This window comes from Prevotella micans F0438 (genome assembly GCF_000243035.1).
GTDB classification, from domain to species: Bacteria; Bacteroidota; Bacteroidia; order Bacteroidales; family Bacteroidaceae; genus Prevotella; species Prevotella micans.
Genome location: NZ_JH594521.1, coordinates 21,455 through 36,523, shown reverse-complemented (window position 1 = coordinate 36,523; position 15,069 = coordinate 21,455). Strand labels below are relative to the sequence as shown.

Genomic DNA, 15,069 nt, shown 5'->3' with positions numbered 1-15,069 from the left:
CAATACTGTTGTAATCCTGAAAAAACGTTCCGTTGCAAAAATTACAAGAAATCGCTGTAATATTTGCAGGAAATCGGAAGTTTAACGCAATTCGGCTTGATTATTAGGGCTATACGGTGTAAATCGCAGCAAATCCGCCACCTGCCACGAGGCAGGAAAATGCGGATTATTGAAACAGAAATGTTTTCAAATCGTTACCCGAAAGCAGGATAATTACCTCCGCTAAAGAGGAGAAAAACAGCGGTTTTCCGTGCATCCGTTGCTGTTGCTCTATTGCTCTATATTTTGCATAGCAGGGTTAGGCTCTTTCATGTTTAATTTTGCAACCAAAAAGAAAAGACAATGGCAAGAAGCACATTCAAGGTGCTGTTCTATGTGAACGGCAGCAAGGAGAAAGACGGCATCGTCCCCATCATGGGACGGGTTACAATCAACGGCACGGTGGCTCAGTTCAGCTGCAAGCGCACCATCCCAAAGGAGTTGTGGGATGTGAAAGGCAACAGGGCGAAAGGCAAGAGCAGGGAAGCCATCGCCACCAACCTCTCGCTCGACAACATCAAGGCGCAAATCATCAAGCACTATCAGCGTCTTTCCGACCGTGAGGCGTTCGTCACGGCGGAGATGGTGCGCAACGCCTATCAGGGGCTGGGCAGCGAGTACGACACCCTGATGAAAGCGTTCGACAGGGACTGCGCCTCTCTGTTCAAGCGTGTGGGTAAGGACAGGAGCATGGGAACATACAAGGTGATGCTCAGGGCGAGGAACAACACGGCGAGGTTTATCCGCCACAAGTACAACCGCAGCGACATGTCGATGCTGGAACTCACCCCCGACTTCATCAGGGACTTCGCCGTGTACCTCAGCACGGTGAAAGGAAACAGGAACGCCACGATATGGATAAACTGCATGTGGCTCAAAGGCGTGGTGATGCGTGCGCACTTCAACGGCAAGATACCGAGAAACCCGTTCGCGCAGTTTCATATCAGCCCGAACACGAAGGAGCGTGCGTTCCTCACGGAGGACGAGTTGAAGACACTGGTTTCGCACGAGTTCAAGGACAGCCATTCCGCCTTCGTGCGTGATTTGTTTGTCTTCGCCTCCTTCACCGCCCTTTCCTTCGTGGACTTGAAGGAACTCACCACCGATGAGATTGTGGAGGTGAACGGCGAGAAGTGGATACTTGCAAAAAGGCACAAGACACAGGTGCCGTACCAAGTGAAACTGCTCGATATACCCTTGCAAATCATCGACAGATACCGACCGTTCCAGAAGGACAACTCCATATTCGGGGACATCAACTACTGGACGGTCTGCAAGAAGCTCAAAAAAGTCATCAGCGAGTGCGGGATAACAAAGGACATCTCCTTCCATTGCGCAAGGCACGGCTTTGCGACATTGGCTCTGAGCAAGGGCATGCCCATCGAGAGCGTGAGCCGTGTACTCGGACACACGAACATCGTAACCACACAACTCTATGCGAAGATAACCACCGAGAAACTCGACACCGACCTCTCCATGCTCGGCAGCAAGCTCAACGCCTCATTTGGCAATATTAAGATGGCATGACAATGAAAGGGAAAGACATAAGCAGCAATGCCCGTCGAATAATCACGATAGACGAGCACGGGAACATCGTCATACCCAACGGCGAAATATGGATGGGCGAGTTTGAGATTGCCGACCTGTTTGGCGTGTTCGGACATACCATCCACACGCTGGTCAAGAAGATATACAGGGATGGACTGCTGCACCCCTGCACGGCAGAGAGGAACATCAGGGTGGCGGAGGGTCGCTGGCTTGATGCGTACAGCCTTGAAATGGTCATAGCCCTTGCGTTCCGTATCAGGTCGCAAAGGGCAAAAAGGCTTTGGGAGCATGTCATCGCAATGCTGAACGAACGGCACGAAAGGTTTGTCATGCTCCTTCCTGCACGGGCAGGCAGTCCCTGCTGAAACGCCTTGACAGAGGTTTATAGAGGTTTATCCCCTTGTGTCGATGGGGGAAATAAACCTTTTTCTTTTTGGGTGGTTGAAGGGCAGGGATAACAGTTAGGGACGAGTCGTATAGGACTGCCGAGAAAAGAAAAACATACCGAACACAACTTCTTTTATTTTGATGAATTGATGAATATTGATATAATATGATTGAATATCAAGCGATTGCAAGTTCATCAACATATCATCAGACGCTTGCGAACGATGAAAGAAAAAGGCATTTTCCCTTTTTCAGCAACCCTCGACAAATCCTGCAAAATTATCCTCCTGTTCCCCTCAATTATTGCTCCGCACCTCCCTGCTTTCCCCTGTTTTTATTCCATTCCGTTTTTCTTTCACCGTTCCGCGCCATTCTTCACAAGTAGTTTTCCGAACGATGTCCGTAACTTTGCACGATGCTATATATCAACCATTTAAGCAAGAAAGAAATGGATAAGAAAAACAATGACGGGCTGCTGGAAGATATGCCCGAAAAAAGAAAAAAGGACGGGGCTTTCGTCCGTGTGGGCACAACGCTCTACAAACTTGCAGACATGCCTCTTGTCGGAGGCGGTTTTGTAAGGAAGCGCATCGTGTGGAACAACGAGACGCTCCGTCAGGACTACGGCAGGGACTATCTGGCGACCGTCCCGAAGTATGACGGTTTTTGCACCGTCCCCGACCATGTGAACTATCAGCCCGTAGTAGGCAGTTTCCTCAACCTCTACGAGCCGACGGGGCATCATCCGAAGCAAGGTGTGTTTCCCCATATCGAGGCATTGGCAAGGCACATCTTCGGGGAGCAGTACGAACTTGGCATGGACTACCTGCAACTACTCTACCTGCAGCCCATAGAGAAACTGCCCATCCTGCTGCTCGTATCAGAGGAGCGCAACACGGGCAAGAGCACGTTCCTCAACTTCCTCAAAGCCCTCTTCGGGGGCAATGTAACCTTCAACACCAACGAGGACTTCCGAAGTCAGTTCAACTCGGACTGGGCAGGGAAACTGCTCATCCTCGTGGACGAGGTGCTTCTCGACCGCAGGGAGGACAGCGAGCGGCTCAAGAACCTCAGCACCACCCTTTCCTACAAGGTGGAGGCGAAGGGCAAGGACAGGGATGAGATTTCATTCTTCGCCAAGTTCGTACTATGCTCCAACAACGAACGTCTACCCGTCATAATCGACACAGGAGAGACACGCTATTGGGTGAGGAAGGTGGGGAGGATAGAAAAGGACGACACGGACTTCCTGCAAAGGGTAAAGGAGGAAATACCCGCCTTCCTCTATTTTCTCCAGCACCGCACGCTCTCCACGAAGAAAGAGAGCCGCATGTGGTTCAGTCCCGAACTCATCCACACGCAAGCCCTGAGCAGGATTATACGGAGCAACCGTAACAGGACGGAGGTGGAGATGGCGGAAACCTGCCTTGAAGTCATGGACTGCATGAAAGCGTCCGCTTTCTCTTTCTGCATCAACGACATGCTCCTTCTGCTGAACTGCGCAGGCTGCAGGACGGACAGGACGCAGGTAAGGCGTATCGTGCAGGATATATGGAAACTCACTCCTGCCGAAAACACGCTCACCTATACGACCTGCCAGCCGAGCTATGACAACATGCGCCCATATACGGAGATTAGGCGCACGGGGCGTTTTTACACCATCGGCAGGAAGCAGTTGGAGGAAATGCAGGGATAGAGGAATCGGAAATGATGAAACTCCACTTTGACAAGCGGCTTGATGAGGGCATGATGAAAGCATATTATGTTGATTTCCAGATTATTGGAACGACATTCATCAATTCATCAGAATTTTCATCACTCCGACTTCGGTGGGAAACGGCAGTGGCATTACAGGCTGAAACGGAACAGGCAAGACACGCTGATATAAGCAACAGAAAAAGGCAGTCACGGCAAGCCGTGCATTCTGTATTTCCAAGCATGCAGGGTATTCAGATATTCGGGTGCAGTCCAAGTATGCCTTCGGAGAAACAAGTCCAATCGGCAGCACCGATGGAGAAACCGTGGGGACTTCAGGTTATAAGGGAAAGAAGTGGCAGGGGCAAATGCCCACGTGGTAAGCACGGTACGGATATTTTCAAAAGAGAAAATACCGTAGCTTATTAGGGGATTTTCCTCACGCTTCACTCCGTGTCCGCTGAAAATCTCCCAATAAGCCAACGGGGTTGCACCCCTCTGGACACCCCTGCCGAGCCTGTCGGCATAAAGAAACGAGCAAGCCGAAAGGAAGTCTTTCCTCCTTTCAACGATTGTCCACCGACCGTATCTAAGGACATCAAGGCAACGAAAACAAGATAATGACAACATCTAAAAAAGACAAAAGGATATGGGATATTGCGTATTGCATTTGGAAAAGGCAAAGGGAGCCGACAGCGGAATGTCGGCTCACATCGAGCGCACCATCGTGCCGAAGAACATAGACCCTACGAGAACGCACCTCAACCGTGAGTTAATCAGGTTTCCCGACGGTGTGTGCAACCGCACGGCTGCCATACGCCACCGCCTTGACACGGCAGGGCTGAAACGCAAGATAGGGAAGAACCAAGTACAGGCAATCCGCATCGTGCTGAGCGGAACGCACGAGGATATGGAACGAATGGAAAACGAAAGGAGGCTCGGAGAGTGGTGCGATGACAGCGTGGCGTGGCTGAGAGAGACCTACGGGGCGGACAACCTCGTGTCGGCAGTCCTGCACATGGACGAGGAAACACCGCACATCCATGCCACCGTAGTGCCGATAGTGCAGGGTGAGCGCAGGAAGCAGAAAAAGGAAGAGAAGGCAAAGCGCAGGTACAGGACGAAAGCGACAGCCCCACGCCTCTGCGCAGACGAGGTGATGAGCCGTGCCAACCTCATCAGGTATCAGGACACCTACGCCGAACACATGGCGAAGTACGGGCTGAAAAGGGGTGTCAGGGGCTCGACAGCCAAGCACCTCTCCACGCATGAGTATTACCGCAATCTCATCACGCAGGGCGAGGACATACAGGAGAACATCGCCAACCTGCTGGCAAGGGAGGCGGAAGCACGGTGCATCATCGAGGAGGCGGAGCAAGCCAAAATGGAACTCGCACGCATCAAGGCGGAGAAAAAAACGGTGGAACTGAAAAACTCAGCTACCAAGACCGCCACAGCAGCACTCAACGGCATCAACTCCCTGTTGGGCGGTAATAAAGTGAGCAGGCTTGAAAGCGAGAACAGGCAGTTGCATGGTGAGGTGGCGGAACTGAAAGAGAGCATCGGACAGATGCGCACGGATATGCAGAAAATGAAGGAAAGCCACGTCGCCGAGCGGTTGCGGGCATCGGAGCAGCATCAGCGTGAAATCGGCAATCTCAGGCGCATCATCGACAAGGCAAAGGAATGGTTTCCCATGCTTGCCGAGTTTTTCCGTATTGAAAGGCTTTGCCGTTCGGTCGGATTGTCAGAGAGACACACGGACGAACTCCTGCAAGGCAAAGTACTCGTTGTTACGGGGAAACTGCATTCTGATGAGTACAGGCGTTCGTTCGCCGTTGAGAAGGCACGCTTGCAGGTGGGCAGGGAGGAAAGGGATGGCAAGACCGTACTCGACCTGCTCGTGGACAGAGTGCCGATTGCCCGTTGGTTTAAGGAGCAGTGGGAGAAATTCAGACATTTGTCCGTCCATTCCTCCCAAGAGAACAGGAGCAAGGGAGTGAGGCTGTAACCGTGCCTCCGCATGCTCCACTTCCTTTCCTGCATCTCACTCCATGACTTTCTCAGGCAAGGTTGCTTCCTTATAAGTCATTTCCGCCATGATATGCTCTTCCATGTCGTGTTCGTCAAGAAAGACGGGACAGATGAATTTCTCTTCATTCGGAAGAAGTCCGAGCCTGCCTAATCTCCCGAGTTTTTCCAAAGCCTCTTTCTTGTTTTTCCCTGTCAAGGTGAAATCACGGACAATTCCCTGTTTCTTGCTTTGCAGGCGCAAGTTCGTCGGAACGCCGTCTTTCATGACAATCTCATATACGCCCGAGAGAACGGCAGGACTGACATACCGATAGAGAGTGGGCTTGTAACGGCACAGATAAAAAGAATGCGCTGCGTTCTGGACAAGGAAAAGTCCCGAAACTCCGCTTCCTATTGACCATACAGGGTCTGAGCCTTCGTGAATTTCCAGTAACAGATAAGGCGGGAGGACTTTAACGGTCAGTTGCTGTCTTTCCTTTGTGAGGTTGTCGGTCAGTGAGACCTGAAATTCTCCCACTTGCAGGGCTTGGATTGAAAGAACACCTACATGCCCTGCCTGTTCGGGAGTTCTCGCATAGGCAATTCTAGCATAGTCCTTAAACGCATTGGAATTGCTTATCTGCAAGTCTCCACTGCCACTCGTGATGAACACACGGAGCGTAGAGCCTTGCATGATTTCCCTATAAGGTTTATCCAATTGAAAAGAAGATTTCCTGTCCTCGTCTTGGGGATTGGAACAGGACGCGCATGCCAGCAGGAATGCCAAGAACAATAAAACAAAACAAGTTTTACGGTGTGCCATATTTACATCTTTTTTAGTCGTACCTCGCAAATATACGAATTTTCCCGCCATTCCGCAAACGAAAGAGCGGAAACTTTGGGTTGCACTCGTCCATATCGCATTGCCATATAATCATTTATAGGTATTTTTCATGGTAACGAATGAAACATGCGGTCTTATTCCATGATTATTGCTACCTTTGTCGTTGAAACCATAACACCCCTAAAATAAGATGCAGTCAAGACAACTTAACCGAAGACAGTATTTCAACGAACTCGCAACCACAAGCGAGAAGTATTTCATTCCTTACATCAAGCGGTACAGGCAGGTAGGGAAAGGCACGAAAGTGTTGGAGATAGGCTGCGGGGACGGTGGAAACCTCCTGCCTTTCTCACGCATGGGCTGCGATGTAGTGGGCGTGGATATGGCAGAGGGACGGATAAGGGACGCAAGGAAGTTTTTCCAAGAGAACGGAGCAAAAGGGCGTTTCATCGCCTCCGATGTGTTCCTGTTGAAGGAACTCAGGCATCAGTTCGACCTGATTGTCTGCCATGATGTGATAGAGCATATCGACGACAAGGAGGAATTTATGCACAAGTGTAAACAGTTGTTAAAAACCCGGGGGTAATTTTCATGTCCTTTCCTGCTTGGCAGATGCCTTTCGGTGGGCATCAGCAGATATGCCGAAGCCGCTTCCTCTCGCACCTGCCTTTCTTTCACCTGCTTCCGACGAGATTGTATGAGCGGATATTGAGGGCTCAGAAGGAAGACGAGGGATGCGTCAGAGAACTGTTGAACATCAAGAAGACCAAATGCCCGATAGAGTTGTTTGAGAGGACGATGAGAAAGGAAGGCTTTGAAGCCATTGACAGGACTTTCTATTTCATCAATCCGCATTACGAGGTGAAATTCCACCTGCGTCCCCGAAGGCTGTACGCCGTGATAGGGGCAATTCCATATATCCGCAATTTCTTCACAACATCGTGTTTCTACTTCTTGAAATCGGCAGGGGAATAATTTTTTCCTTGCCTTGAAAAAATAAAGCAAAGAGTAGAATTGTTCGGGAATAATCATTATCTTTGTCGGAGATAAAGAGTTCTTTGCAAGCAAAACAAAGCAGTACACAGCAAATGGAACGGTTGCCAAATCGTTACCCCAAAATCAGCCAATCGCACAAGGTGCCCTTGTATAAAGGATTGTCGCTATTCTATCCAAAGTTAAATCAAAACTTCTAAAGTGACAAACGGCAGGAACAACTATTTTGCCTTTTAGTTTCAAAACTGAAATATCTTAGAACTATAGATTACTATCACCCTCTACGTATTGTTCGAGGAAAAGATGCTCGCCATCGAACACTGCATAGGTGAATTGCCATATCCAATCACCAAGAATCAGCATGCGCACCTTGCGCGACAAGCTAAGATCGAGTTCTATGTGCCGATGGCCGTAGATGTAATAATCAATATCCTGATGCATAGCCATATAATTCTTAGTAAACTGGACAAGATATTCCTTGTCTTCGCCCATGAACGGTTCCTCTTTGCCGGCTTCGCGTTTCTGTCTACTCTTCTTGGCCCAATTCAATCCGAGTGTCATTCCCCACCAAGGGTGTATGGCGTTAAACATTTTTTGGCACACACGATTGTGGAACACCTTGCGAAGAATACGGAACCCAAGACTCGGGTCACCCAATCCGTCACCATGAGCCAGGAAGAATACTTTGTCGTGAATTTCGGTCGTAACAGGATGCCGATGCAAAATCACTCCACATTCTTCTTCCAGATAGCCATATGTCCACAGGTCGTGATTTCCCGTGAAATAATGCACCTCAACTCCCATATCAGTAAGTTCAGACAGCTTTCCGAGGAATCGCGTAAAACCTTTTGGAACAACAAACCTGTATTCATTCCAGAAGTCGAACATGTCTCCTAGCAGATAAACGGCCGATGCCTTATTCTTTATTCCGTCGAGGAATCTCACCAGCCGTCGTTCCTGCGTCCGTCTGTGTTCAATGGCCAACGAACCGAGATGCGCATCCGAAAGTAAATAAATGTTTTTCATTATTCAAATCCCAGTTCAACACGAGCTTCCTCCGACATCATACTCTGGTCCCATGCCGGTTCAAAAACCAGATTTATATTCACACTTTTCACTTCATGCAGACTTTCAATTTTCGTGCGCACATCCTCGAGGATAAAGTCTGCTGCCGGACAAGACGGGGCAGTGAAGGTCATATCCATATCAACCGAGCTGTCATCGTCAACCTCTATCCTATAAACCATTCCTAGATCGTAAATATTTACGGGTATCTCCGGGTCGTAAACTGTTTTCAGAACGTCAACTATATCGCTCTCTAGTTTCGTTTTTTCTTCTTGTGTCATTTTACATTCAATTTTTTATCAATATACCTACTTACAGAGCTCCACTTGGTCGATATGCTGTTCTTTTTCACAATAGTGACAGCGTAGGATACCTTCGCTTTTATCAACCACATGAAAGATAGTGCCGGTGGGCTCGTTATTGGTGATGCATTTCGGATTATTGCATTTCACTATACCGCGAAGTTCATCGGGAGTACGAACAGTTTTCTTTTCAGCCACCTCGTAGTCGTGGATGATGTTGAGAACAGCATTCGGGGCAACAACCGACAGATGGGAAATTTCGGCATCGGTGAAGAACCTGTTGCTTACCTTGATTATACCTTTCCGGCCCACTTTGTTCGACGTGAAGTTGTAGCCTATCGTCACGGGCGTTGAGAGCCGTTCGAGTTGCAACAGATTGGCAACCTGAAATGTTTTTGCAGCCGGGATGTGGTCTATAACCGTTCCGTCTTGGATGGCGGCCACGAGTCGTTCTTTTTTTGACATGTTTTGCTTCATTATTATAGGATAGTTATGTCAGCCTGAATCTCATCTAATGTTATACCTAGACAGTGAGCAAAGATAGCCTGCCGAGCGAAGAGTCCGTTCTTAGCCTGCTGGATATAGTAGGCATGCGGATTTTCATCGACATCATATGCTATTTCGTTCACTCTTGGCAACGGGTGTAGAATTTTCATATTCTCTCTGGCATCGGTTAGCATATCGTTCCGAAGAATATAGACATTCTTAACCTGCTCGTATTCCATAAGGTCTGAGAATCGCTCTCTCTGTACGCGTGTCATATAAAGAATGTCAGCCTGCGAAATAATTTCAGGTGTAAAATCGTGATGTTCTTCGAACCGTATACCATTCTGCGAGCAAAAGATTTTATATTCCTCGGGCATAGCCAACTCCTTGGGCGCTATGAAATGAAACGTGGGATTAAAGTGGCGCATGGCCATGAGAAGAGAATGAACAGTTCGACCATATTTCAAATCACCTACCAGACAGATGTCGAGATTCTCGAGCGTGCCCTGCGTTTGCGCAATCGAATAAAGGTCGAGCAAACATTGTGATGGGTGTTGATGTGCTCCGTCGCCGGCATTCACAATCGGCACGGGCGCCACTTCTGCAGCATATTGTGCCGCACCTTCTATGTGATGCCTCATCACGATTATGTCGGCATAGTTACTAACCATGAGTATGGTATCTTTGAGTGTTTCGCCTTTGCTGACACTCGAAACCTTCGCATCGGTAAAGCCGATTATCCGCGCACCGAGCCTATTGGCGGCCGTTTCAAAACTCAATCGGGTTCGTGTTGAAGGTTCATAGAACAAGGTGGCAATTACCCGACCTTTGAGCAGTTCGCGGTTGGGAAACCGTTCGAACTCTCGAGCCATTTCGATGAGGTAGAGCAACTGCTGCTTATCAAAACTTTTGATGTCGACGAAATTATGTTTCTCCATTTTTGAGTCTTATTGTTTTCGGCTGGTAAAGGTAGCCCTATTCTTCTTTATCCCTGTACCACTGTTTCTTGAAAGGTTCGGACGAGGGAAAAATAAAACCTTTTCTTTTGAGCTTCATCCCGATTGGAGTATCTTTGCACGCATTCAGCTGCTTTATAGAACCGGCTAACAACCAACGATTCACACAAAGACGGCCGAACTTAACCGAACCATAAAATCAATGAGAAAACATATTGTACAATCCCTCTGGGCAGCCCTGATTCTTCTAGTTATATCTGCAAGCGTATTCTTCGTAGCAGTGTGGAATGGATGGATAGGCTACATGCCTGACATGGAAGAACTTTCGAACCCCATAGACAAGTTCGCGTCACAGGTTTATTCGGCCGATGGAAAGCTCATGGGAACCTGGAATCAAGACAACGCTAACCGAGTGGCTATCGACTACAACAACCTATCGCCACATCTTGTTCATGCACTCGTTGCAACCGAAGATGAGCGATTCTACGAACATTCAGGAATCGACTTCATTGCCCTCGGCCGAGCAATTGTGAAGCGAGGAGTGATGCAACAAGCCAGCGCCGGCGGAGGTTCAACTATAACACAGCAATTAGCCAAGCAAGTTTATTCCGAAAAGGCCCACAGCACTTTCGAGCGCCTGATGCAGAAACCAATAGAATGGATAATCGCCATAAAGCTCGAACGCCATTTCACGAAAGAAGAAATAATAGCAATGTATTTCAACTACTTCGACTTCCTCCATAACGCCGTCGGAATCGAACGTGCAGCCAACATATACTTCAACAAACCACCACGACGTCTAAGCATAACCCAAGCCGCCACACTAGTTGGATTGTGCAAAAATCCATCTATGTTCAATCCCCTGCGCTATCCCAAACGCTGCTTACAACGTCGAAATGTAGTGCTCACCCAAATGTGCCGCTCGGCCTACATCACAAAAGAAGAACTCAACGAACTCATGGCCCGTCCGCTAGAACTCGATTACAAAAAAACGAAACCCATCGAAGGAGCAGCCGAATATTTCCAAGCCTTCCTGCGACGCTACATGATGGCACCCAAACCCGTACGCAACGACTACAGCGAATGGCAAGAACGACAATTCGTACTCGACTCAATTGCATGGGAACAAGACCCCCTCTACGGATGGTGCAACAAAAACCTCAAACGAAACGGAGAACCATACAACGTAAACACCGACGGATTGAGAATCTACACCACCATCGACACACGAATGCAGCAATACGCCGAACAAGCCGTCAGGAAACACGTTGGCGGATACCTACAAGCACAGTTCAATATCGCCAACCAATACAAGAAAAATGCCCCCTTCTCAAACAACATATCCCGAGCAACCATCAAAGCCATCCTCAACCGAGCATGCAAGCTCAGCATGCGCTATCAACGCCTCAAAGAACAAGGCGCAACACCCGAAGAAATAAGGCGCAGTTTTCAAACACCGCACGAGATGACACTCTTCACATATCATGGCGAAATCGACACCGTAATGACACCCATCGACTCCGTGCGCTACTATAAATCGTTCCTACGCTCAGCCTTCGTAAGCATGGAGCCCTATACCGGAGCCGTTAAAGCCTATGTCGGAGGAATAGACTATCAGCACTTCAAATACGATATGGTTATGGGTGGACGACGACAAGTAGGCTCAACCATTAAACCATTCCTCTACGCCCTAGCCATGCAAAACGGCATGACACCATGCTCCACAGCACCCAACGTACAACGCTCATACGGCGGATGGACGCCTCGCAACGGCTCACGAGCACGCTACGGACAACAAGTACCACTCGCCTGGGGACTCAAATTCTCGAACAACTGGATTTCAGCCTACCTCATAACCCTCCTCGGCACATCGCCTTTCGTTGGAATCCTGCACGACTTCGGCCTCAACAACCCCGATATCGAAAAATACGCCTCCCCCGTTCTCTGCCTCGGTCCATGCGAAGCATCCGTGTGCGAAATGGCTAGTGGTTATACAACCTTCGTCAACCACGGCATACGATGTGCCCCACTCTTCGTTACCAAGATTGAAGACAGTCACGGCAACGTAATCGCCAAATTCCAACCCCTCATGAACGAAGTCATCTCGGAAGACAATTCCTACAAAATGATTGGAATGCTCCAAGGTGTTGTCGACGGCGGAACCGGTAGTCGACTCCGCTATGCCTTCAACATCCGCAATGAAGTAGGCGGCAAAACCGGAACAACCAACAACAACTCCGACGGTTGGTTTATGGGCTTTACACCCCAACTCGTCAACGGCTGTTGGGTTGGCGGCGACGACCGCGACATCCACTTCGACAATATGTCACTCGGCCAAGGCGCTACGATGGCTCTCCCGATATGGGCCTACTATATGCAGCTCGTTTATGCCGACAAACGCCTCGGCTACAGTCCTAGTGCAAAGTTCAAAATCCCCGCCGGCTTCGACCCCTGCAGCGTTTCTGACTCAACAGCTGTCAACGGCATTCAGGAGATATATCAATAGGAGTTATTTAATTGGTTCTTAATTATAAAATTATAGTGTGCATCGTGGACTAACTTGCGAAAGTCGGTTCCGATAATTGAAATTTCTTATGTTGGACATGCTCGTTGAGAGTGTGTCCAACTTTTTTACTCTCATATTAACCCAATCCAAATTCATTTCACCCTGTCCTACGTATTTGATAGGATGAAACAAACCTCTTTAAGCTCTTCTCACATGTTTGATAGGACAAACCAAACTTATTTTGACTCTTCTCACACATTAGGAGAGATTAAAACTAATTCTTATAGTCTAATCTGATGCGTCAGACTAACGAAACATCATTCTTCTCTTGTCTTCATAACTAGCCGAAGCCGTGTAATAAAACTAAATAGAGGTAAAATCATCGTATGAAGCTAAGAAAACAAAAAAGATGTTCCTTTCAACCATGTTGTATCTGCTGTTCGCATTGTGGATAATTATATCATAAAAGTATAGAACCGCAAATAAGACCAAATTCGTTTTCACAATCTCATTCCCCTCTCTCGGAACTTAACATGATGAATACGTTCAATCTCTACTATAGCATAGGTTTGATAGGCCAGCCGGAGAAAATAAAATAAGAGCGGGCGGAAAGATTTTTTGAATGCCGTACTTTTGCAGCGTTTCAGATAAAGAATTATTCTTCTTGATAACCAAGATAAAAACATGACAACGGGAATATTCACGGGCTCATTCAACCCTTTCACCATCGGGCATGATGCCATTGTGAAACGGGCGCTGAGAATGATGGACAGAATCATAATCGGAGTGGGAACTAATAGGCAGAAAAATAATGAGCTCTCGGCCGACGAACGGGTGAACCAAATAAATAAAGTATATACCAACAATCAGCGCGTAGAGGTCAAAGCTTATTCAGGATTGAGCGTCGACTTCGCCATTGCCGAGCAAGCCACATGTTTCGTGAAAGGAGTGCGGAGCGTGAAAGATTTCGAATACGAACGAGAACAGGCCGAACTGAACCGCCGCCTGTCGGGCATCGACACGATTCTTCTTATAGCCGAGCCTGAATATTCCGGAATAAGCTCGAGTCTCGTACGCGAACTGATGAGTTTCGGGCGCGATGTTAGCGAGTTCCTTCCCAATCCGAAAATAAACAACGAATGATTACATATAGTTCAGAAGGCATAAAGATGCCGCGGATTCGCAAACGCGATATAACACGGTGGATAAAGACCGTAGCATCTGATTACGGTAAGATAACTGGCGAAATAGGCTATCTGTTCGTGAGCGACGAAAAGATTCTCGAGGTTAACAAACAATACCTCGGACACGATTATTACACCGACATAATCACCTTCGACTATGACGAGGGCAACACGATAAACGGCGATATCATTATTTCGCTCGACACCGTGCGGAGCAATGCCGAACTGTTCAAGAAAGAGTTCAAAGACGAACTGCACAGAGTGATTATACACGGGATTCTGCACCTCTGCGGAATAAACGACAAGGGCCCCGGCGAGCGCGAAAAAATGGAGGCCTGCGAAAACAAAGCGCTCACGATGCTGATAAATTCAAACCAATTAAAATAGAAAACATGAAGAAGATTTTTACTCTAATCCTGCTAGTCGCCTGTGCCATTGGTGCAAGCGCAACAAATTTCAAAGACTCGGTGATGGTTACAGCCATGGGACAAACCGTACGCGACACGGCAACCATCGTACTCACTAAACAAGACAATGGTAAATACACCATGGCGCTCTACAACTTCCAGTATAAAGGAATGGGCGTGGGAAACATCATTGTTAACGACATCGATGGAACCATTAACACTAAAGGAATCGTGGAGTTCAGTGCTAAGAAGTCTATCAAAATTACTAAAGGCACCGACCCGAACGTAAGCTCGTGGATGGGCCCAACTTTGGGCGATGTGCCAATCGATTTGAAAGCCAAACAATTTGGTAACAAGCTCTATGCTAACATCGAAATCAAAGTAAAAGTGCTTCTGGTACCAATGACCATCAAAGTTGTTTTCGGAAAAGAAGATAACATCGTAACATCTTTACAGCAAATCAAATCGACTACAAACGGCAAAGAAGAAGTCTACAACCTCGACGGAACCCGAGCAGAACGAATGCAAGATGGAAAGATCTACATCGTTAGGAAAGCCGACGGAAGTGTCGTGAAAGTGAGAAAATAGATAGCCGCTCCAGAGCTTAGAAACGAAAATCCCGAGCCCAATTGCAAAGCAAAGAG

14 protein-coding genes and 1 pseudogene are annotated in these 15,069 nt (G+C 48.0%); 10 read left to right on the top strand and 5 right to left on the bottom strand.

Annotated elements, in window-relative coordinates; all coding sequences use genetic code 11:
• Positions 1-342 precede the first annotated feature (342 nt).
• The 5 genes from HMPREF9140_RS00145 (at position 343) to mobV (ending at position 5,680) form a co-directional block, all read left to right on the top strand.
• Positions 343-1,566: a site-specific integrase gene (locus HMPREF9140_RS00145; RefSeq protein ID WP_004341056.1), complete on the top strand. Its 1,224-nt coding sequence runs from the start codon at positions 343-345 to the stop codon at positions 1,564-1,566.
• Positions 1,563-1,952 (top strand): hypothetical protein, encoded by a 390-nt coding sequence (locus HMPREF9140_RS00140; protein ID WP_004341058.1) that lies wholly within the window; start codon positions 1,563-1,565, stop codon positions 1,950-1,952. Before HMPREF9140_RS00145 ends, HMPREF9140_RS00140 begins: the two co-directional genes overlap by 4 nt.
• Before the next feature lie 470 nt (positions 1,953-2,422).
• Complete coding sequence (locus tag HMPREF9140_RS00135) at positions 2,423-3,670, top strand: primase-helicase family protein (RefSeq protein ID WP_004363971.1); 1,248 nt, start codon at positions 2,423-2,425, stop codon at positions 3,668-3,670.
• An 11-nt stretch (positions 3,671-3,681) separates the two neighbouring features.
• Complete coding sequence (locus HMPREF9140_RS00130; protein WP_004363970.1) at positions 3,682-4,098, top strand: hypothetical protein; 417 nt, start codon at positions 3,682-3,684, stop codon at positions 4,096-4,098.
• A gap of 220 nt (positions 4,099-4,318) precedes the next feature.
• A complete protein-coding gene (gene mobV / locus HMPREF9140_RS00125; RefSeq protein ID WP_006950859.1) occupies positions 4,319-5,680 on the top strand; it encodes a MobV family relaxase in 1,362 nt (453 codons plus the stop codon).
• A gap of 36 nt (positions 5,681-5,716) precedes the next feature.
• On the opposite strand, the gene HMPREF9140_RS00120 is transcribed toward mobV, so the two are convergent.
• Positions 5,717-6,505, bottom strand: coding sequence for a hypothetical protein (locus HMPREF9140_RS00120; RefSeq protein ID WP_004341067.1), 789 nt, complete (start codon positions 6,503-6,505; stop codon positions 5,717-5,719).
• 211 nt (positions 6,506-6,716) lie between these two features.
• Between HMPREF9140_RS00120 and HMPREF9140_RS00115 the strand changes: the two are divergent.
• Positions 6,717-7,501: pseudogene (locus HMPREF9140_RS00115) on the top strand (class I SAM-dependent methyltransferase).
• A gap of 279 nt (positions 7,502-7,780) precedes the next feature.
• Here HMPREF9140_RS00115 and HMPREF9140_RS00110 read toward each other — a convergent pair.
• The 4 genes from HMPREF9140_RS00110 to pyrB are packed head-to-tail and all read right to left on the bottom strand — an operon-like array spanning position 7,781 to position 10,310.
• Positions 7,781-8,545 (bottom strand): UDP-2,3-diacylglucosamine diphosphatase, encoded by a 765-nt coding sequence (locus HMPREF9140_RS00110; RefSeq protein ID WP_006950846.1) that lies wholly within the window; start codon positions 8,543-8,545, stop codon positions 7,781-7,783.
• Entirely contained in the window at positions 8,545-8,865 is a 321-nt protein-coding gene (locus HMPREF9140_RS00105) for a metal-sulfur cluster assembly factor (RefSeq protein WP_006950844.1), read from the bottom strand. Before HMPREF9140_RS00105 ends, HMPREF9140_RS00110 begins: the two co-directional genes overlap by 1 nt.
• A gap of 27 nt (positions 8,866-8,892) precedes the next feature.
• Positions 8,893-9,351, bottom strand: a complete 459-nt coding sequence (gene pyrI, locus HMPREF9140_RS00100) for an aspartate carbamoyltransferase regulatory subunit (RefSeq protein WP_006950843.1) — start codon at positions 9,349-9,351, stop codon at positions 8,893-8,895.
• A 14-nt stretch (positions 9,352-9,365) separates the two neighbouring features.
• Positions 9,366-10,310, bottom strand: coding sequence for an aspartate carbamoyltransferase (gene pyrB / locus HMPREF9140_RS00095; protein ID WP_006950841.1), 945 nt, complete (start codon positions 10,308-10,310; stop codon positions 9,366-9,368).
• Between the two features lie 220 nt (positions 10,311-10,530).
• Here pyrB and HMPREF9140_RS00090 point away from each other — a divergent pair, with 220 nt between their 5' ends.
• From HMPREF9140_RS00090 to HMPREF9140_RS00075, 4 genes are all read left to right on the top strand, one after another.
• Positions 10,531-12,834: a transglycosylase domain-containing protein gene (locus HMPREF9140_RS00090; RefSeq protein WP_006950840.1), complete on the top strand. Its 2,304-nt coding sequence runs from the start codon at positions 10,531-10,533 to the stop codon at positions 12,832-12,834.
• Positions 12,835-13,518: 684 nt separating this feature from the next.
• Positions 13,519-13,977, top strand: coding sequence for a pantetheine-phosphate adenylyltransferase (gene coaD, locus HMPREF9140_RS00085; RefSeq protein ID WP_006950839.1), 459 nt, complete (start codon positions 13,519-13,521; stop codon positions 13,975-13,977).
• Positions 13,974-14,405: an rRNA maturation RNase YbeY gene (gene ybeY, locus HMPREF9140_RS00080; protein ID WP_006950837.1), complete on the top strand. Its 432-nt coding sequence runs from the start codon at positions 13,974-13,976 to the stop codon at positions 14,403-14,405. The genes coaD and ybeY overlap by 4 nt, the downstream gene beginning before the upstream one ends.
• Before the next feature lie 5 nt (positions 14,406-14,410).
• Positions 14,411-15,013 (top strand): calycin-like domain-containing protein, encoded by a 603-nt coding sequence (locus tag HMPREF9140_RS00075; RefSeq protein WP_006950835.1) that lies wholly within the window; start codon positions 14,411-14,413, stop codon positions 15,011-15,013.
• Positions 15,014-15,069: the final 56 nt, after the last annotated feature.

Excerpts from the sequence above, each read along its gene's own strand:
- HMPREF9140_RS00145 (WP_004341056.1), top strand. The coding sequence starts at position 343 with ATGGCAAGAAGCACATTCAAGGTGCTGTTCTATGTGAACGGCAGCAAG.
- HMPREF9140_RS00090 (WP_006950840.1), top strand. The coding sequence starts at position 10,531 with ATGAGAAAACATATTGTACAATCCCTCTGGGCAGCCCTGATTCTTCTA.
- ybeY (WP_006950837.1), top strand. The coding sequence starts at position 13,974 with ATGATTACATATAGTTCAGAAGGCATAAAGATGCCGCGGATTCGCAAA.
- HMPREF9140_RS00110 (WP_006950846.1), bottom strand. The coding sequence starts at position 8,545 with ATGAAAAACATTTATTTACTTTCGGATGCGCATCTCGGTTCGTTGGCC.
- HMPREF9140_RS00075 (WP_006950835.1), top strand. The coding sequence starts at position 14,411 with ATGAAGAAGATTTTTACTCTAATCCTGCTAGTCGCCTGTGCCATTGGT.
- HMPREF9140_RS00105 (WP_006950844.1), bottom strand. The coding sequence starts at position 8,865 with ATGACACAAGAAGAAAAAACGAAACTAGAGAGCGATATAGTTGACGTT.
- pyrI (WP_006950843.1), bottom strand. The coding sequence starts at position 9,351 with ATGTCAAAAAAAGAACGACTCGTGGCCGCCATCCAAGACGGAACGGTT.
- mobV (WP_006950859.1), top strand. The coding sequence starts at position 4,319 with ATGGGATATTGCGTATTGCATTTGGAAAAGGCAAAGGGAGCCGACAGC.
- HMPREF9140_RS00140 (WP_004341058.1), top strand. The coding sequence starts at position 1,563 with ATGACAATGAAAGGGAAAGACATAAGCAGCAATGCCCGTCGAATAATC.
- HMPREF9140_RS00130 (WP_004363970.1), top strand. The coding sequence starts at position 3,682 with ATGATGAAACTCCACTTTGACAAGCGGCTTGATGAGGGCATGATGAAA.
- pyrB (WP_006950841.1), bottom strand. The coding sequence starts at position 10,310 with ATGGAGAAACATAATTTCGTCGACATCAAAAGTTTTGATAAGCAGCAG.
- coaD (WP_006950839.1), top strand. The coding sequence starts at position 13,519 with ATGACAACGGGAATATTCACGGGCTCATTCAACCCTTTCACCATCGGG.
- HMPREF9140_RS00135 (WP_004363971.1), top strand. The coding sequence starts at position 2,423 with ATGGATAAGAAAAACAATGACGGGCTGCTGGAAGATATGCCCGAAAAA.
- HMPREF9140_RS00120 (WP_004341067.1), bottom strand. The coding sequence starts at position 6,505 with ATGGCACACCGTAAAACTTGTTTTGTTTTATTGTTCTTGGCATTCCTG.